Raw genomic sequence first — 17,384 nt, forward strand, 5'->3', positions numbered from 1 at the left:
GCAAGCGCGTGCATTGCATTACTGAACATCCGGAAACGGCGTCACTGCAGACAGCTGATTATTAATAGGTTCAATTTTATGAGCTAATACCTTCAAAGTTCGTCATTCGACCTAAAAATCGAAATTATCGGGGTCCTGTTTTGCAATGCCCGTGTCCAAATCGCTTATCTTTTCCATTTCGTCGTCGGTGAGACTGAAATCGAAAATCGCGGCGTTTTCTTTGATGCGTTTCGGATTGACCGATTTCGGAATCGTGATGATGCCGTTTTGATAATCCCAGCGAAGCGTAATCTGCGCCGCGCTCTTTTTGTGAGTTTTGGCAATTTCGGCGATCGTTCTGCTTTCGAGCACGATACCGCGCCCGAGGGGGCTCCACGCTTCGGGAAAAATCGAATGTAAAGTACAGTAGTCGCGGAGACTTTCGCGCGTTAAAAACGGATGACATTCGAATTGATCGACGGCAGGGACGACGTTAGAGACGGCGGCGAGTTCTTCGAGGTGATGCTGCAAAAAATTGCTTACGCCGATCGCACGAACCTTTCCCGATGCGAGAAAATCCTCCATGTATTTCCACGTGTCGATAAATTTGCCGGGCACCGGCCAGTGAATCAAATACAGATCGATGTAATCGAGTTTGAGTTTGTTGAGGCTTTCGTGGAACGCGTCTTCTTGTCGGTTGTCTCTCTGATCCTGATTCCACATCTTTGTCGTAACGAAAACTTCTTCGCGCGGCACGCCGCTTTCGCGGATCGCTTTGCCCACTTGCGTTTCGTTGTTGTAAAAGGCCGCCGTATCGATGAGGCGGTAACCGCATTCGAGCGCCGTCTGCACTGCTTGAATCGTCGCGTCTCCGGCTTTGTAAACGCCGAGCCCGAACTTCGGCATAGCGACCCCGTTATTGAGCGTTACTTTTTCGTCGATACCCATACGAAACCTCCGTTAATTAAAAATAGCGATGGTACGTTTATTATAATAGAATAACGAAAAAAAATACATTGCCCCGCGCGTTAATGGTAGAAGCCGCTTGCTCTATACTTCCTCTGTTCTGCAGTGTCCGATACCCGACAGTGTGTGCGCGTATACGAAAATATCACATATTTCCGAGATACGCGTATGCGCGTGTTGTAAAAAAAATGCTGTCATGATACAATAAAAAATATGTTGCTGTCGGTAAAAGAACAACTGAAACTCTTCTTAGCGAATCCCGTGTTTTTGGCGTGCATCTGCAGCTGGTTTTGTTCGCAATTTTTAAAAACAATCATCGCTCTGCTGTCTCATAAAATCCGCAGCTTGTCGGTACTCTTTGAAATGATGGTGTGGCGGACGGGCAGCCTCCCTTCAAGCCATTCCGCGATCGTTTCGGCACTCACGACGTCTATCGGTTTTCACTCGGGCATTCATTCCGATGTATTTATATTGTCGCTGTGTTTTTTGCTTGTCACGGTGCGCGACGCGCTCGGTGTCAGACGCGCAAGCGGCATTCAAGCAAAGCGCTTGAACGAAATCGGAAAAGAACTCGACCGGCAAAAGATCATCGCATATACGCCCATAAAGGAAGTGCAGGGGCATACACCGCTTGAAGTGATCGTCGGCCTTTTGATCGGGTTTTCGATCGGATTCGCATTTGCGCTGCTGCAGTAGGAACTATGAGCGCAGTAAAAAAAATGTCTGTTTTTTTCGGCATTGCCGTCGCTTCGCTTTTCGTTCTGTTTGTTTTTCGGACGGTGCCGTCGGGAAATCTGTGGGAGCGTTATCGTATCGTGTATGTCGACGATGCGGCGGATGACGATTATGCGGCCGACGTTTTAAAGCGCGCCGGATGTGAAAACGTCATAAGCCTTTCTTCTCAGCGGCTTCCGGTCACGCTGCCGATGCATTCTCCCGAAGTGTCTCTCGCGCTCGCTTTCGCCGATGCCGACGGCTACCTTGCAAAGCGGAAGGCATACTTTTTCGACAGAGGCGCACAGTATCGGCTCTATTATATCGAAGAGCGATATGCGCCGTTTGCCGAAGACGCCGTACAGGAATTCCGTGCGTCGGGCGTAGCGGCGGGTATCGATACCCATGGCGTCTATCCGTTTATCGTGCCGCTCATCTGTACGGCCTTTGCGCTTCTCTTGTGCTTTTTGTCTCCTCACCGTTCTCTCTTCTTTGTCGCAGCGGTTTTTCCGGTTTTCTTCGCCGCATGTGTGCCCTTGTATTCTGCCGCGGCATCGGCTTGCCTCTTTTTGTATGGGCTTTTTATCGCGCTGAGATTATGGGGAAGGCGAGGAGCGTTTTCGGCCGTCAAAACGAATCCTGTCCTCATCGCGTTTTTTGCCGCATCCCTTATCGCTTCCTGCGCGTCCTCGCTTCGGAGTGCCCTGCTTTTTGTGCCGCTCGCCGCCGGTACCGTATCCGTACTTGCCGCGTTTTCAACGGGCGAGCGATTGTACGAAGCGCGCTATCGGTTTACGCTTGTTCCGATCCGACCCGCTCGGGCGATTCCGCTTTTTACGAAAGCGACGTTTCGCGGAACGGCCGCATGCGTTTCGAGCATTGCCGTCCTTTTCGCCGCTTCACTTTTGTCCTCTTTTTCGAGCGGCTTTGCCGCTTCTCCTTTTTCGCATACTTCCGCGCTCGAGTTTCCTTCGGCGCGCGCGCAGTCGATGGCGGGGAGTTTTCCGACGCTCGACGAATACGTCGCGTGGTGCTGGAATACGAAAACCGCTCCGTATCGTTCGGTGAACGCGCAAAGCGCGCACGAGCGGCACCCGAAGACGGGCGACAGTATCGTCTTTCCTCGATTTTCCGACGGGGATAAAGGGATTTCGGAGACGAGCGTCTCTATGGTATTCGATAAAAATTTTTACGATGCGGCGCTCGGCGATATCGATGCGCTGCCGTATCCTGCAGTCGAAAAATTGATAAAAGCGCAAGACGCCCATGTCCGTGTGGGGTACGCGTTTTCTGCGTCGGGCGGCGGGGGGCTTTTGCACACGCTGCTTTTGGCTTTTGCGCTGTGCATACCGTCGATTTTATTGGTACGGAGTAAAATGCGATGAAGATGATTCCCGCCATATATACGAGCGAAGGAAATCTCGTCAAAGGCGCCGTAAACGGTTTTTTGCAGCCGGTCGTGACGATTCCGCTGTCTCACGAAACGCACACTCCTTCCGTCTGCCTTGTTCGGCAGGGAGACCGTGTGCGCGAAGGGGATATCATAGCCGTCCCGGCTTCGAATGCGTCGTCTCGTTACGGCGCCAAACTGCACGCAAGCGTACCGGGCATCGTCGAAGATATCGTTTCGTGTATCAGTCCGAACGGACGCGAAGAAGACGCGGTAAAAATCCGCTTGTCGGGAAGATTTTCGTATCTCGGAAAAAAGCGGTTTTCCGAAAATTGGAGAGCGCTCCCGGCATCGGCAATCGTTCAGAGGATCGCGGATGCGGGCGTCATCAATACTTTCGATACGACCGAACCCGCATCCCTCGCGTCTCAAATCGACGGAGTCGGACTGCACGGGCGACGCGTCCTTGTCGTACGCCTCTACGATGACGATCCCAAGCGCGTTACCGATTCCGTTTTATCGAAAGCGTTTTTCAACGATATACAAACGGGAGCCTTTATCACTTCGCGCGCGCTCGGCGATGCGGGTATCGTCTTCGCATGCGATGCGCAGGAGATGCAAAAACGAAAAGCGGAGCAAGGGACGACAAATACGACGCGCAAGGTGAAAGCGTACGAAGATCCGTCTCCTCTGCAATCGGCATTGCAGGACTTCGCTTCTGATCGCGTCAAAGATTCGCCCGTTCCCGTATGCTTTGTGCCCGTTGACATCACCGAATATCCGGCGGGTTTCCGCAATGAAATAATCGCCGCTGTAAAAAAATCGGCAAAGGAAAAGCCGTTCGACGGAATTTCGTCCGAATGCGTTTTTGCCGATGCGTCTGCAATGATCGCCGTACACAATGCGCTTCGCTACGGTGTGCCGTCCGTGGAACAGTATGTGTACGTTTCGGGCGAATGCGTACCGGCGGCGGGCCTTATGAAAGTTCGCATAGGAACGACGATGCGCTTCCTAGCCGAACAGTGCGGCGGATTAAAACGTCCTCCCGCCGCCGTCATTGTAAACGGCCTCATGCTCGGAAGCTTTGCCGCGAGCCTCGACGCTCCGGTGACGAAATACGTCAAATCGGTTTCGTTTTTGCCGATGCACCGCATCCCCGATCAGAGCGAGCAAGCTTGCGTACGCTGCGGCGAGTGCCGCGTCGTTTGTCCCCGTCATCTGTCGCCCGACATATTGTACCGGCACGCGGCAGGCGGAGCCGAAGTGTCGAAAGAATACATCGAATCGGCGGCATTGTGTTCGGGCTGCGGATTGTGTAATTCGGTATGCCCTTCAAGGCTTTCGATAAGCCAAGCGATAAAGCGCATACGATATTCAGGAGAACCGATATGAACGATACGACGGACACACTGCTGCGAAAGAAAAAAATCGCGCGTCCTTTTTTATACTTGTCTCCGTCGGCGCAGAGCGTTTTGCTTGTCACGGCGCTTTTACTGTCCGTCCAAGTGCTCATGCTCGCCGCAACGAAAAGTTACGGAGCGCTCATCGTCATCGCTTCGTCGATTGCGGGATTTTTTACCGCCGACTTGTTGTATGCAAAGCGTATCGCGCGCTGCCGCCTCTCGCCGCTTGCGGATGTCGTGCAGGGAATCGTCGCGGGGATGCTGCTTCCGTCGACCTTTTCACCGGTAACGGTTTTTTGCATCGCGCTTTGCACGGTACTTTTATTAAAATACCTGTCGGGATCCTTTGCGGCCGACTGGGTGAACAGCGCTGTCCTTATTGCCGCCGTCGCATGGATAGTCGGCATGAGTTCGTTTCCCGAAACCGATTTAACGCGCGATATATTGCAGATTAAAAATCCTTCGTTTGTGTTAATTCAAAACGGCGTATTCCCGATTACGGGTATCGACCGCGCGATAACGGAAACGCTCAATAATACGGTATTCGGTTTTGTCAATATTTCTATTCCCGACGGTTATATTTCGCTTTTGTGGGATACGCATTCGGTTATTCCTGCATTTCGATTCAATGTATTGACGCTTTTATCGTCGATCGTTTTGTTTGCATGGGGTATGCAGGGGCTGCTCGTTCCGAGCTGCTTTGTGATCGTATATGCGCTGCTTGTGCGCTTTGCCGGTCCCGCGATTGCAGGCGGCGTCGCAGGGCAGGGCGATATGATTTTAGCGCTGTGTACCGGAGGAACGCTCTTTTATACGGTGTTCGTCGTGCAGCAGTACGGCACGCTGCCTCTCTCGAAGTACGGGAAAATACTTTACGGCACGCTTGCAGGCATTTTCGCATTTTTGATTGCCGGCTGCGGTATGTCGTCGGCAGGAATGATCTTTACGCTTTTGTGCGCGAACGTCGTTTCGCCGCTCATCCAAGCCGCTGAAGACAAGCGGGATGCGGCGCGACTGCGTGCCGTGCTTGCGGAAAACCGTAAAGGAAGGGCAGGGCGATGACGGAGCGATTTTCAAAAGAAGCATTGCAGGAGTACGGCATTTTCGCAGGCTGCATCGTATTGCTCGCTATCGTGTTGTCCGTCGCGGCGATTTTTACGAAGGGCGCCATGCATGCGGGAATTAAAACCGAAATAGCGCGCGTGCTCGAAGAAGCCGAGCCGGGAGTGTGGCATATCGGAGACTTTGTCGATTTCGCTGTTCCCGTATCGTCGAGTGCAGCGTGTTTCAGCGTAAAAGGCGGAAGCGGAAACGCTTACACGTGCATCGTGCGCATGGAAACGATCTACGGCCCTCTTCCTGCGGTTTTTATTTCGGACGGAAAGCATACCGCGCGTTTTATCGGAATTGCCGGATTGCACGGCAGAGTGTATGACGCGATCGAAAGCAGCGGAGCGAAAAGCCAGATCAGGTATTGGGCGGAGCGTATACCCGTGCTGATACGGCAGCAGGAGGAAAGACTGTGATGCGTAAAAGATTCGTTTCGTTTTATTTTTCGGCATCTCTCGCCTGTATGATTCCGTTTCCCGGCCGATTTGCGTACGGTCTCATACTTGTAGTCGAACTCTTCGCGCTTGTCTCCGCCGCTACGCTGCTGCGTGATGCGATACGCAAGCTTGAATTCGTGCGAATCGGAAATGTGCTTTGTATGTCGCTTATCGTCGCTCTTGCGATACTTTTCCGGCAAATCCTCGCGGTGTTTTTGCCGCTTGCCGCCCTTACGCTCGGCTTTGCGCTTTACGTCCCGGCGGTTTCAGCATTCGCCGCGGGCTTGGTTCCGACTGACGAAACTGCGGGGATAAAATCGATTTTTAAACGAAATATGAATTCTACGGCGCTCTTTTCCGTTTTTGTGCTTGCATTTTTTTTGCTGCGGGATATTGTCGGTTTCGGAACGATTACGTATATCGGCCCGAACGGTATCGAAGAAAAAGTTTTGTTTGATTCGGAACATATCGCGTTTGCGTCGTTTTTTGCGACGATTCCCGGCGCGCTTATCGCTCTGGCGATTATCTTCGCCGTCTCTGCATTTACCGCAGCGAAATCGGCGCCTGCCGAAAAGGCGGAGACGAGCCATGATTGACATCGTTTTGTATTATGCGTTTTACGCTTCCGCCGTCTTGTTTTACGGTATCGGGCTTGAGCGCATTGCCGTGTTAAGCGTCGCTTTCGACAAAAGCATTTTCCGTCCTGCGTTCCGATGCGGCGTTTCCGCACTTGCAGCGACCTTTTTGACGGAGCTCATCACCGTACACTTGCTTTTCCCGCTCGGTGTTACAGAGCTCTATCCGCTCGCAGCGCTGCTCGTATTTACGGCACTTTTGTCGGGCACAGGACTTTTTATGCGTACTCCGCCGCTCATGCAAACGGGAGAATGCGCCGCTTCATACCTCATCGTGCTTCTTTCGCTCTCCGAAAGCTCAGGTACCTTCGATGCCGTCCTTATCGCTGCAAGCTGCATGCTCTCCTTTGTTGTCGTGTTACCCGTCCTTGCCTCGCTCCGTTACCGCATCGATATCGCGCGGGCAAAAAACGACGGTTTAAACCGGCACGTACTTGTAATGATTGCCTTGGCGATTCTCGTCATCGCTTGTGCGGTGTGGAACGTTTCGTGGCTTACCGATTACTGCGTGCGTTAATCTTTTACGATGCCCGCAAAAAAATAAAGAGATATCTCTAAAAACTCGATCGGATTTTAAAAATTTCTTAATAATAAAAATCTTCAAAAATCGAAAAAAGACCTTTAAAATATGGCAAAGATAGTGTAAAATGAGCGGAAGGAGTTTTAAGCCAAAGTGAAGGCGATGTGTATCTGTTTCGGCCTCGAGTCAACACCGGCCGGTAAAACGTTTTCCGACAGTGAAAAAGATTATCAGGATATCTACAAACCGGCGGCAAAGTTTCTATACGCCAATCCCGGTTTTTGTATGGCTTTTTCGTTTAACGGAAACGAATTACAGTTTTTCAAAAAAAAGCATCCCGAATTCCTTGCGATATTGCAGCAGCTCATCGCCCGCCGGCAGATTGAAATTTTAGGCGGGGGATTTTATAATCCTGTATTTCCGCTTTTGTATCCGAAAGATCGCACCGATCAAATCGAATTGCTTTCCGCCGAAATACGGCAGACGCTCGGAAAGCGGCCGCGCGGCATGACGCTGTGCGCTTCGAGCTGGGATGCATCCCTCGTGACGAGCTTTCAAACCTGCGGTATGGAATACGTCGTGCTCGACAGCTCGCTTATTCCTCCTGCAAAACAGTCGTATCTTCCCGTCATCATGTCCGACCGCGGCAAATCCGTAACGATAGTTCCCGTTTACCGAAAACACAAACCGTCTCTCGAAGTTTCCGCTGAAGAGTATTTGATGTCTCTTTTTGTATCCGTAAAAAAAAGTGTGCGCGCAGATGCGTACGATGCCGCCGCTTCGGAGCGTTTTGTCGATGTACCGCTGACGCATGCGGAATTTCAAAAACTTTTGCAATCGGGATATTTGCAAAAACTTGCCGACAGCGCTTCTTCTCAGTTTTCGGATACGCTGCGCTTTTCGCATCCCGGTGCTTATTTGAAGACGGCCGGTGCCCGCGTTCCCGCTTTTATTACGGCGGGTATCGACGCGGAAATCGCGCAGTGGGCGAAAGTGCCGTATACGGCCGTTACGAAAAGCGACGGCTATCCCGTCACGATTTACGATTTTTTGCAAACCTATCCCGAAAGCCAAGCGCTGTGTAACCGCATGCTGTACGTGAGTATGCTCGCCAATCAATGTCACGGCGATAAAGCGCGCAGAAAAGTCGCACGCGAAAAACTCTGGGCAGCCCAAAGCGGAGAAGGTTTTGTGTGTACGGCAAGCGCTCCGCTCGTACGCGCAGCCTACCGCAGAATCGCTTTTAAAAACCTCTCTGAAGCGGAAAAGATCATCCGCGAGTGCAGCGAATTCGAAGAGGCGGCGTCTCGATTCGATTACAACGCCGACGGCATCGACGAATATATGTTCCGCATGACGGGCTTTACGGCATGCATAACGCGGGCGGCCGGCGCGATCTCCGAACTCGACATCATGCAGGGCGCGGGCAATTACGCGGACAATTTGAGCCGCATGGAAGCCTTCGACGGCTGTACCGACGATTACGTCCGTTCGCTCTTTATCGATTACATCCTCTCCGATGCCGACGTCAAAGGCTATGTGCAAGGCAAATGTGCAAAGCGGGAAACCTTTGTAAGAGCGCAGTACATCGAACAAAAATTTTCTCCGCAGCACAAAGAAGTGCAGCTTTCATTTTTCGGAGAATTCGGCGAGAAAAAACAGGCGATATCCGTACGAAAAAAATACGCTGCGAATTCGAACGGTTTTACATTGCAATACATCGTAAAAAACGAAAGCGCCGAAGCGCTCAGCACCAATCTCATCGTCGAGTCGAATTTCGCTCACACCGATTACGCTGTCCCCGATTTTACTCCGTATACGATCGAAATCGCATCAGGGGATGAGCGCGTTGAAAGCGATTCGGCACAATCGTCCGCTTCACTCTCTCCGTCGGGCATTATTTCCGACGTTTCCGCCGTTCAGCTTTCCGATGCCGAAAATTCGCTTTCGTTTATGTTCGAGCCGAACGAAAGCTGCGGTCTTTCGTTTTTGCCGATCACGTTCCGCCGTCCGGAATACGCCGGTGAAAAAATCGTTCCGGCAGCGATGACGCTGTGCGCGGCGATGCATTGGCCGATCGATCTTGCGCCCGGCATGGAAACGGAAAAGACGATCAACTTCAGCATAATCGCGATGAAGCGCAAGCGCACGAAAGCCGAAAAGCGCGGAAAGTAAACGCGGCGTCGCAAATAAAGCAATGTGTACGGCGATCGAGCAAGCTGCATTTTTCCGCTGAAAGAATTACCGTGCTAAGAGTTGAAAAACGCCCGCAGCGTTTTTCTTTTATGGGAGACACTCGCAAATCCTGCGCACTGCTCGGATTCATGGAAATCAATTTTCAATGGGTATTTTCTAATGGGTAATGGGTATTCTCCAATGGGTAATGTTCAATGCGTAATGGATAATTTTCAATAGTTAATATGAGGCGGTATTGCCTTTCCCATTTCAATGGGAACGCGAGGTGACACCGTGCCGTACATCGAGCGAAGTTCCCCGCGCAACCTTGCAACGAGCGCGGAGCGCGAAGTTCCCCGCGCAACCTTGCAACGAGCGCGGAGCGCGAAGTTTCCCGCGCAGGAAACGATGTTCCCGTTTATTTTTACAAAAAAGCGCGTAATTTATAGCTTTGTAAACAATATATAGTTCAGCGGCTTCCTTGCCGCGCTATCTCAACAACCGAAGGTGCAGCTATGGAATATACCCATAAACCCGTTGAAGAACTCACCTTTACCGACGACTTTATGTTCGGTACGGTCATGAAAAATAAAGTTATATGCAAGGGCGTCATCGAACGGCTCCTGCATATCAAAGTCGGTAAAATCGAATATCCCTCGCTACAAAAAACGATCACTCCGTTTTACGAAAGCAAGGGTATACGTCTCGACGTCTATGTCTCAGACCCCGAGCGTATCTTCGATATCGAAATACAAACGTCGATTCCGCCCTCTCTTCCCAAACGCACGCGCTATTACCAAAGTCTTATGGATGTCGATAATCTCTTGCGCGGTCAAAGCTACGCCGAACTGAAAGAGAGCTATGTCATTTTTATCTGTACGCAGGATCCCTTCGGCAAAGGCTTACCTGTATATACGTTTCGCAACGTATGCAGTGAAGATGGCACGCTTTTTCTTGATGACAAAAGCATTAAGGTGTTTTATAATGTGGGTGCCTACGGTAAAGAAGATGAACCTGAATTGAGTGCATTGTTGGAGTATCTTTGCGAGAGGCGGGCGACGAGCGGTTTTACACAGCACATCGATGAGCTTGTCGAAAAAGCGAAACGGAACGAAAAGTTCAGGAGCTGGTATATGTCGTTGAATATTTGGAAAGATGATTTACTAAGAGAGGGTTCACAGCAGGGGGAAAAGATCGGCTTTGAACGGGGCGTTGCTACGGGAATACGCAAAGGCCGACGCGACGGTATTGCCGCGGGATCGTATCAAGCAAAGCGGGAAACGGCAAAGCTGATGGCTGAACGCAAGTACCCGCTCTCTGAGATTCGCCTTATGACCGGTCTCTCGGAAGCGGAAATCGAAAAACTGTAGTGTCATTTGCTTTTCAAAAACTCGACATCCGACCTTTTAGGTAAAAATTGATTTCCGTAGCTCGGATTTGCTCGTTTAACTCGAGAGTTGAAAAACGCCCGCAGCGTTTTTCTTTTGTGGGAGGCACTCGCAAATCCTGTGCACTGCTCGGATTTGCTCGTTCTTCCCTAAATATTTTTTTTTCATTACACTGCGTTTATGAATTATATTGCGCAAGGGCTGCCGAAAGCGGGCGATACGGTTGTCGTCGGGCTTTCGGGCGGAGTCGATTCGACGGTTACGGCGCTGCTCCTCAAACAGCGGGGCTGTAACGTCATCGGCGTGACGATGTCCTTAGGAAAGGGTAATTTGCTCGAACTTTCCGGCGGTAAAAAATCGCGTCCTTCGTGTTACGGTATCGATAAATCGGAAGATATAGCGGAGTGTGAAAAATTCTGCAATGAAAACGGCATCCCTTATCGCGTCATCGACGTTAAAGACGAATATCAAAAACAAGTGATCGATTATTTTAAAGCGGAGTACCGCGCAGGCAGAACGCCGAATCCGTGCATCCGCTGCAATCGTTTTATTAAATTCGGTGCGCTGCTCGAAGGCGTGCAAAAGCAGGGCATCGACTACGATTATTTTTGTACCGGTCACTATGCGCGTATCGTGCGGCCGGATGCGGGGCTTTGGCACACCGATGCGAAACCCGCGATGATAGCGACGGCTCTCGACAGCGTAAAAGATCAAACGTATTTTTTGTATCGGATTCCGTCCGCGACGCTCGAACGCGTGCGCTTTCCGCTCGCGGAGATCGAAAAAAAAGACGTGTTCCGTATTGCGAAGGAAAATCGCCTCTCTGCTTCGGAAAAAGCCGAAAGCCAAGATTTTATCTCGCCCGAATATTTCGATGCTCTGTTTTCCGATAAAGAATCGCTTCCGGGCGATATCATCGATCTCGACGGGCGCGTGCTCGGCCGTCACCGCGGCATCGAACACTATACGATAGGGCAGAGGAGGGGGCTCGGTGTATCGTCGGGGAAACCGCTGTACGTTCATTCGATCGATGCAAAAAACAATCTCGTTATCCTTTCGGGAAGCGAAGATTTGGATGCGCGCTCTCTCATCGCCGACGACTTCGTGTGGCCGGGTGATGTCGTGCCGGATGCTCCGTTCGATGCGTTCGTAAAAATCCGCTTCGCTTCCCGTCCGATACGGGCTCGCGTTGAACCCTATGCGGCGCAAACGGGGGAGTTGTTTTCCGGAAAGTCGTACCGTATTTCCTTTGCCGAGAACGCGCACGCCGCAGCGCCGGGACAGTCCGCCGTGCTCTACATCGACGGCGTTATCGCAGGCGGCGGCATTATCCGCAGAGCCGACAAAGACGCGTGAGGGAGCGAATTCGGCTTGAAATTGATATTTTACCTATTGACAAAGTAGGAAATAATTTGTACAGTCGATATGACTGAAAGTAGGAGACAATACTATGAAAAAGAGTATTTTAGCGATTGCAGCGGCCGCCGCAGTATCGGTCGGCTGCTCGAAAAAATCGGAAGCGAAAGTGCTGACGGTCGGCGCAACGCCCGAACCGCACGCGGCGATCCTCAATCTGCTCGTCGACGATCTTGCAAAAGAAGGTATTACGCTGAAAGTACAGGAATTCACCGATTACGTCGTGCCGAACGAAGCGGTCGAATCGGGGCAGATCGATGCGAATTATTTTCAGCATCTTCCGTACATGGAGTCGTTCAATAAAGAACGCGGCTTTCATCTCGTAAGCGTTGCGGGCATCCACATCGAACCGCTTGCGCTGTATTCGCATAAAGTAAAAAGCGCGGACGATCTGCAAAACGGAGCGGTGATCGCGATTCCGAACGATCCGACAAACGAAGGCCGCGCGCTGCTTTTGCTGCAGTCGAAAGGTTTGATCAAACTCGACGATAAAGCCGGTCTCACCGCCGTTCCCGCCGACATCATCGAAAACCGCTTGAATCTCAAATTCCGCGAAATAGAAGCGGCATCCCTTCCGCGCACGCTCGACGACGTCGACGCCGCGGTTATCAACGGAAATTACGCGCTTCCCGCGGGACTTACCGCTTCGAAAGACGGACTCCTCGTCGAAGGCGCGGACTCGCCCTATGTCAATATACTCTGCGTCAAAGACGGCTTACAAAACGACGAACGCATTAAAGCGCTTGTCAAAGCGATGACGAGCCAAAAGGTAAAAGATTACATAGCCGAACATTATCCGAACGGCGAAGTTATTGCGGTATTTTAATAAATCGTCAGAGAATACGATGTCGCCGTTACTGCACCCAAGATGTCGGTGAGGGCGATGCCGAGCGTATTTTTCCCCGGCGTCAACGTCGCTTCTCCCAAAAGCTGCAGACGCTCGTCGGGGTAGAGCGCTTCTTTCGGATAATTTTTTCGCCCTACGGCATAGACGGAGACCCCGTTTTGGATGAGCTGGTCGTAAGATATTTCGTCGGCGACGATGCCGTTTACGACGACGCGCGTCTTATACGGAATCGCGACACTTTGCCGTTGGCGGTACACGCGATATAATCCCGCAGGCAGCGTTCTCTGTACGAGCAAATCGTAACGCATACCCTTGTTTTCGAGCGTGATGCCGGTGAGGGAAAGCGCGAGTTCTTGTCCGATCCTCGGCATGAGGACGCGCGGATTTACAGCATTGCCGTTCGACGTGTCGATCGTTTGAAATTCGAGGCTTGAGCGCCCCTGCTGCCAGCCTGCGTTTCCGCTTGAGCCGAAAACGGTTCCCGTTGTCGCCTTTTCCGATGTGTAGAGAGAGGGAGGGATCGTTTCCTTGTCAATATTTCCGTACACCGTTATGAGGTCGTCGTCGTGTGCAAGTATGACGGCGTTTCCGAGCGTCGACGGAAAAAATACCGAATCGTCGTCGTATTCGTTTATGACGGCGACGACGTATCCGTTGTCGGCGGCTTTTATATCCGACGCGTCGGCGAAGACGAGAGAAGTGCTGATTATGCCGCCGCGGAGCTGGCCGAAATACGAATAAAACGTATCCGACATCACTTCGTTCTGCGGCCAGTCGAACGCCGTAAGCGGCAAAGCTGCAAGGAACAGTGCCGCAAGCAGCGATACAACAAACATCGATTTTCGTTTCATAGTTTTCCCGTTAATTTTTTGCAATCCGTATTCGCGAAACGGACGAATCTTTTCCGACAAAGAGATTGTCGCCGTCCGTACGAATAAACGCGGTTTCGGCGTCAAATGAAAAGGATCCGTTCATTGTGTCGAATTTTTCAATTATGTATACCGTATACTTCGCATCGTCCTTTGTCAGCACGAACACGAGATCGCCCGATTCTTGAAGGGAAATCGCCTGTCCGCGAATCGCAAGGTGAGAAGCTTTGCCGCCCTTCGTATCGACGATGCCGAGCGTGTCTTTATAATTGTACCACACGACCGAGCCGTCTTTGCTGAACTGCACGAGGCGTTGGAGAGGGCTGCTTTGCGCGATGTATTCGTGAAAGACGATTTTCGTCTGCGCATCGTATTTTTTCATCAACACGAAGCGTTGTCGGTTTTGTCCCGAAATCAAAGCGATCATCGAGCCGTCGGAAGAAAGGGCGGCGCCGAGAATTACTTGATAGTCGCTCCCGCCGGGAGAAAATTTTTGAATCATCGTTCCGTCGGCGAAAAATTGCCTCACCGTTCCGTCGGCAAATCCCGCAACGCAGCCGGAAGGCGACGAATCGAAAGCGGTGATCGGAACCGTGCCGTTGTATTCCCACATACGCTTTCCGTCGGAATTGCACTCGACGAACGAAGCACCGCCGGCTAAAAAGACAAAGATGCGGTCTTCGTCGAAGAGCGGAAAACCGCTTTCGTTTATCGTACCGGCTTTTTCTCCGTCCGGCTTAAAAAAATCGATCGATGAACCGTAGGTATTGTACGGGGCATAATACCGTTCGGAAATTGCGGCTTTAAACGGAAACGTTTCAACCGACAAAAGCGTGCCGCTTTCGGTAAAATAGCCCATCGTCTGTCCGAGCTTAAAATACAGCGGCTTTTCGCCTGAGGCGTCCGCTTTTTGCATCTGCGCGTTTAATTCGAGTTTCCATTGCGGTATAAACTGATGTTCTCTACCGATCGGCTGTGCAGCTAAAATAATATATACGATACTGAAAGCGATGCCCAAAAAGACATAAAAAGCGACGCCTTTTTTATGTTTCATGATGGAAAATATGCTATAATAATACGGAAAACAAGTCAATGACTTGATGCGTAGTTTTATTGGAGGCTTTATGACAATCGATGACGAACAGCTGCACTCTCTTTTTGAAAAAGCGCTCGAAGCTTCAAAGTATGCATACATTCCCTATTCGCATTTTCCCGTCGGAGCCGCCCTGCTCACGGAAGACGGAAAAATTTTTACCGGAGCAAATATCGAAAACCGATCTTTCGGGCTTACGAACTGCGCCGAACGCAGCGCGATTTTTACCGCCGCTTCTCAAGGCGTGCGTGCTTTTATTGCGATCGCGATTGCGACGCCCGCATCCGATTATCCGGTCGGCCCCTGCGGCGCGTGTCGGCAAGTGCTCAGCGAATTCGCGCCGGATGAAACGCCCGTCGTATTCGGCCCGGACTGGAAGCGCTGCGTCAAAACGACGCTCGGCGTGCTGTATCCTTACGACAGTTTGCACGAACTCGCGTCGAACGGCGGTGGCAGCTGAAACCCGCAGTTTCGGAGAAGGTGTAATATAAAACAATGCTGTTTTTATGAAAACGATGTAAAATATTGACAAGATATCGCAAATAGTACAGAATTATTTAACTATGGAAGACACAATCCTCACCATCGAAGAAGTTGCAAATTACCTCCGCGTTTCCGACCGTACCGTCTACGATTGGGCGCAGCGCGGTGAAATCCCCGCAGGCAAGATCGGAACCGTGTGGCGATTTAAAAAATCGGAAGTCGAAAAGTGGGTCAACGAGCGCCTCTCTTCTGCTTCGATCGGACGTATGACAGACGATGTCGTGCAGGTAAAAAACATACTCGCGCCGAACCGCATCATTTTTATTTTACAAGCTTCACGGCACGACGCGCTCGTCGAACTGGCGACTGCGCTTTCGAGCGCGCCGCAAGTAAAGCATTCCGACGAACTTATTTCCGAAATCTTAAAGCGGGAAGAGCTTATGTCTACGGCGATCGGACGCGGCATCGCAATCCCGCACGTGCGCCTTTCGTCCGTCACCGATTTGGTTATGGCGGTCGGCGTGTGTAAAACGCCCATCACTGATTTCCAACCCATCGACGATATACCCGTTTCCCTTTTGTTTATGATAGCAGCGGCGTACAATCAGCATTCGTACTATTTGCAGACGCTTTCGTATTTTTCGGCAAAGCTCAAAAAAAAGGAGCTCCGCGACAGTCTCTTAAACGCCGCGACGACCGACGACGTATATAAATTATTAATCGAAGCGTAAGCGCGATCGGCGATTTACGGGAGCTCCACTGCAATCCATTTTTTCGCATCGCTGAAATCCGAAGCGATTAAACCGAGGGACACGTGAGCCGTCGTCTCTCCGAGTAAAAAATCTTTTCCGCCCGAGCTCATGCGCGCATTTTCTTTCGGAGATACGGCCGGAACGAGGGCGCCGAAAAGAGCGTGGCTGTAATCGCGCGATACGAAAAGCGCACACTTCGTTCCCGCGTTTTCGAGAAGAGTGCAGAGCAAAAGACTTCGCGTGTCGCAATCCGATCCGCTTCCGGTGAGGGCGGCGGGAAGGGATGTAAAATCCGCGGCATTTATTTTGCGCTCATAGCGAAACCCCTGCACCCAAGTCAAAAGAAGCGATGCAAAAGCGGTATCGGGATGTTCGGGATTTACGGCCGCAGCATCTTCCATGAGCGCGCTTTGCACATCGAAGGCCGTCCGCTTTAAGCGGCCGCAGCTGTCGCGGAAAATCGCGCGGTAATAGCGCTGCCACGCTTCTTTCCACAGCGGACTTGCCGCGTACATTTTTAAAACCGCGAATTCCATATCGATGACGAAATCGGATGCCTCTTCGTCTTCCGCACCGATGCTCGTGCGAATCGTTCGTCCGTTGATCGAAAGCTCTATATCTTTCCGTTCGGCTGCGGGATAGGCATAGCGCGCGACGATGCCTTCTTCCCTATAGCTTCCGCGGTCGACGGCGAGGGAGTTTAAAATCGATAAGATAAAAGGTTCGCAGTTTTTTTCGTTTCGTTCGTTCGCATAGCACAAAACTGCGATGTGTGCTCCGTTTAAAGGGAGTTCGACCGCGAGCGCCCAGCCCTTATAGCTTACTCCGCCGAGCGTCATCGAAAAGGTTCCGAGCGACGAATCCGCACTTCTCCATTCGAACGATTCTTTTTCGCCCCTTCCGTCCGGCAGTTTTCCGACGGCGCCGTCGAAAGCTTGACCGCTCGATTCATAGGTACCGCTTTTATAGAGCTTTATCGCAGTGACGACCGGAACGTTTGCGTATGAAAAGAGGTAGGACGTGCCGTCGTCCGTCGCGTCCGAAAGTTTGAAACCTTCCGGCATATCGAGCGCCCAGCCGTATGTGTTGTCGACGACCGTTTCGGAAGCGACGGGGGATATGCCGCAGAAGAAGATAAAAGCCGTGCAGACTGCGGAAAAAAAACGGGCAAAGCTTCTTGTCATTTTACGGTACCTCGTCTATAGTT

At 51.3% G+C, this 17,384-nt stretch carries 17 protein-coding genes; 13 read left to right on the forward strand and 4 right to left on the reverse strand.

Translation table 11 applies throughout. The features are described from left to right. Positions 1–111 precede the first annotated feature (111 nt). Positions 112–927 carry an aldo/keto reductase gene (locus IZU26_RS12075; RefSeq protein WP_310824780.1) on the reverse strand — a complete coding sequence of 272 codons (816 nt, stop codon included), beginning with the start codon at positions 925–927 and terminating at the stop codon, positions 112–114. Between the two features lie 231 nt (positions 928–1,158). Here IZU26_RS12075 and IZU26_RS12080 point away from each other — a divergent pair, with 231 nt between their 5' ends. The 11 genes from IZU26_RS12080 (at position 1,159) to IZU26_RS12130 (ending at position 12,959) form a co-directional block, all read left to right on the forward strand. Further along, a complete protein-coding gene (locus IZU26_RS12080) occupies positions 1,159–1,641 on the forward strand; it encodes a divergent PAP2 family protein (RefSeq protein WP_021331067.1) in 483 nt (160 codons plus the stop codon). 5 nt (positions 1,642–1,646) lie between these two features. Next, positions 1,647–3,044, forward strand: coding sequence for a hypothetical protein (locus IZU26_RS12085; protein ID WP_433279308.1), 1,398 nt, complete (start codon positions 1,647–1,649; stop codon positions 3,042–3,044). After that, on the forward strand, positions 3,041–4,441 hold the full coding sequence (locus IZU26_RS12090; RefSeq protein WP_021331069.1) for a 4Fe-4S dicluster domain-containing protein: 1,401 nt from the start codon (positions 3,041–3,043) through the stop codon (positions 4,439–4,441). The genes IZU26_RS12085 and IZU26_RS12090 overlap by 4 nt, the downstream gene beginning before the upstream one ends. Further along, positions 4,438–5,514 carry an RnfABCDGE type electron transport complex subunit D gene (locus tag IZU26_RS12095; protein ID WP_433279310.1) on the forward strand — a complete coding sequence of 359 codons (1,077 nt, stop codon included), beginning with the start codon at positions 4,438–4,440 and terminating at the stop codon, positions 5,512–5,514. The genes IZU26_RS12090 and IZU26_RS12095 overlap by 4 nt, the downstream gene beginning before the upstream one ends. Further along, positions 5,511–5,978 (forward strand): hypothetical protein, encoded by a 468-nt coding sequence (locus tag IZU26_RS12100; protein ID WP_433279312.1) that lies wholly within the window; start codon positions 5,511–5,513, stop codon positions 5,976–5,978. The genes IZU26_RS12095 and IZU26_RS12100 overlap by 4 nt, the downstream gene beginning before the upstream one ends. Then, positions 5,975–6,595, forward strand: a complete 621-nt coding sequence (locus IZU26_RS12105) for a hypothetical protein (RefSeq protein WP_433279314.1) — start codon at positions 5,975–5,977, stop codon at positions 6,593–6,595. Before IZU26_RS12100 ends, IZU26_RS12105 begins: the two co-directional genes overlap by 4 nt. After that, positions 6,588–7,151, forward strand: a complete 564-nt coding sequence (locus IZU26_RS12110) for a hypothetical protein (RefSeq protein WP_433279315.1) — start codon at positions 6,588–6,590, stop codon at positions 7,149–7,151. The genes IZU26_RS12105 and IZU26_RS12110 overlap by 8 nt, the downstream gene beginning before the upstream one ends. 165 nt (positions 7,152–7,316) lie before the next feature. After that, on the forward strand, positions 7,317–9,329 hold the full coding sequence (locus IZU26_RS12115) for an alpha-amylase/4-alpha-glucanotransferase domain-containing protein (RefSeq protein ID WP_433279353.1): 2,013 nt from the start codon (positions 7,317–7,319) through the stop codon (positions 9,327–9,329). A 515-nt stretch (positions 9,330–9,844) separates the two neighbouring features. Continuing rightward, complete coding sequence (locus IZU26_RS12120) at positions 9,845–10,699, forward strand: Rpn family recombination-promoting nuclease/putative transposase (protein WP_433279317.1); 855 nt, start codon at positions 9,845–9,847, stop codon at positions 10,697–10,699. Between the two features lie 198 nt (positions 10,700–10,897). Next, entirely contained in the window at positions 10,898–12,073 is a 1,176-nt protein-coding gene (gene mnmA, locus IZU26_RS12125) for a tRNA 2-thiouridine(34) synthase MnmA (protein ID WP_433279319.1), read from the forward strand. Positions 12,074–12,167: 94 nt separating this feature from the next. Beyond that, positions 12,168–12,959 (forward strand): MetQ/NlpA family ABC transporter substrate-binding protein, encoded by a 792-nt coding sequence (locus IZU26_RS12130; protein ID WP_433279321.1) that lies wholly within the window; start codon positions 12,168–12,170, stop codon positions 12,957–12,959. Here the strand turns inward: IZU26_RS12130 and IZU26_RS12135 are convergent. Both IZU26_RS12135 and IZU26_RS12140 read right to left on the reverse strand, forming a co-directional pair. Further along, positions 12,956–13,831 carry a peptidoglycan DD-metalloendopeptidase family protein gene (locus tag IZU26_RS12135; RefSeq protein ID WP_433279323.1) on the reverse strand — a complete coding sequence of 292 codons (876 nt, stop codon included), beginning with the start codon at positions 13,829–13,831 and terminating at the stop codon, positions 12,956–12,958. The genes IZU26_RS12130 and IZU26_RS12135 overlap by 4 nt on opposite strands. A 10-nt stretch (positions 13,832–13,841) precedes the next feature. Beyond that, positions 13,842–14,903 carry a hypothetical protein gene (locus IZU26_RS12140; protein WP_310824801.1) on the reverse strand — a complete coding sequence of 354 codons (1,062 nt, stop codon included), beginning with the start codon at positions 14,901–14,903 and terminating at the stop codon, positions 13,842–13,844. 70 nt (positions 14,904–14,973) lie between these two features. On the opposite strand from IZU26_RS12140, the gene IZU26_RS12145 reads away from it, so the two are divergent. Both IZU26_RS12145 and IZU26_RS12150 read left to right on the forward strand, forming a co-directional pair. After that, positions 14,974–15,402 (forward strand): cytidine deaminase, encoded by a 429-nt coding sequence (locus IZU26_RS12145; RefSeq protein WP_310824803.1) that lies wholly within the window; start codon positions 14,974–14,976, stop codon positions 15,400–15,402. Between the two features lie 103 nt (positions 15,403–15,505). Continuing rightward, positions 15,506–16,156, forward strand: coding sequence for a PTS sugar transporter subunit IIA (locus IZU26_RS12150; RefSeq protein WP_433279326.1), 651 nt, complete (start codon positions 15,506–15,508; stop codon positions 16,154–16,156). 14 nt (positions 16,157–16,170) lie between these two features. On the opposite strand, the gene IZU26_RS12155 is transcribed toward IZU26_RS12150, so the two are convergent. Continuing rightward, a complete protein-coding gene (locus tag IZU26_RS12155) occupies positions 16,171–17,361 on the reverse strand; it encodes a hypothetical protein (RefSeq protein WP_433279328.1) in 1,191 nt (396 codons plus the stop codon). Positions 17,362–17,384: the final 23 nt, after the last annotated feature.

The sequence above is a fragment of the Treponema sp. SP13 genome (genome assembly GCF_050938355.1).
GTDB classification, from domain to species: Bacteria; Spirochaetota; Spirochaetia; order Treponematales; family Treponemataceae; genus Treponema_D; species Treponema_D socranskii.

Excerpts from the sequence above, each read along its gene's own strand:
- IZU26_RS12155 (WP_433279328.1), bottom strand. The coding sequence starts at position 17,361 with ATGACAAGAAGCTTTGCCCGTTTTTTTTCCGCAGTCTGCACGGCTTTT.
- IZU26_RS12130 (WP_433279321.1), top strand. The coding sequence starts at position 12,168 with ATGAAAAAGAGTATTTTAGCGATTGCAGCGGCCGCCGCAGTATCGGTC.
- IZU26_RS12080 (WP_021331067.1), top strand. The coding sequence starts at position 1,159 with ATGTTGCTGTCGGTAAAAGAACAACTGAAACTCTTCTTAGCGAATCCC.
- IZU26_RS12115 (WP_433279353.1), top strand. The coding sequence starts at position 7,317 with ATGTGTATCTGTTTCGGCCTCGAGTCAACACCGGCCGGTAAAACGTTT.
- IZU26_RS12075 (WP_310824780.1), bottom strand. The coding sequence starts at position 927 with ATGGGTATCGACGAAAAAGTAACGCTCAATAACGGGGTCGCTATGCCG.
- IZU26_RS12140 (WP_310824801.1), bottom strand. The coding sequence starts at position 14,903 with ATGAAACATAAAAAAGGCGTCGCTTTTTATGTCTTTTTGGGCATCGCT.
- IZU26_RS12095 (WP_433279310.1), top strand. The coding sequence starts at position 4,438 with ATGAACGATACGACGGACACACTGCTGCGAAAGAAAAAAATCGCGCGT.
- mnmA (WP_433279319.1), top strand. The coding sequence starts at position 10,898 with ATGAATTATATTGCGCAAGGGCTGCCGAAAGCGGGCGATACGGTTGTC.
- IZU26_RS12145 (WP_310824803.1), top strand. The coding sequence starts at position 14,974 with ATGACAATCGATGACGAACAGCTGCACTCTCTTTTTGAAAAAGCGCTC.
- IZU26_RS12120 (WP_433279317.1), top strand. The coding sequence starts at position 9,845 with ATGGAATATACCCATAAACCCGTTGAAGAACTCACCTTTACCGACGAC.
- IZU26_RS12150 (WP_433279326.1), top strand. The coding sequence starts at position 15,506 with ATGGAAGACACAATCCTCACCATCGAAGAAGTTGCAAATTACCTCCGC.
- IZU26_RS12100 (WP_433279312.1), top strand. The coding sequence starts at position 5,511 with ATGACGGAGCGATTTTCAAAAGAAGCATTGCAGGAGTACGGCATTTTC.
- IZU26_RS12110 (WP_433279315.1), top strand. The coding sequence starts at position 6,588 with ATGATTGACATCGTTTTGTATTATGCGTTTTACGCTTCCGCCGTCTTG.
- IZU26_RS12135 (WP_433279323.1), bottom strand. The coding sequence starts at position 13,831 with ATGAAACGAAAATCGATGTTTGTTGTATCGCTGCTTGCGGCACTGTTC.
- IZU26_RS12090 (WP_021331069.1), top strand. The coding sequence starts at position 3,041 with ATGAAGATGATTCCCGCCATATATACGAGCGAAGGAAATCTCGTCAAA.
- IZU26_RS12085 (WP_433279308.1), top strand. The coding sequence starts at position 1,647 with ATGAGCGCAGTAAAAAAAATGTCTGTTTTTTTCGGCATTGCCGTCGCT.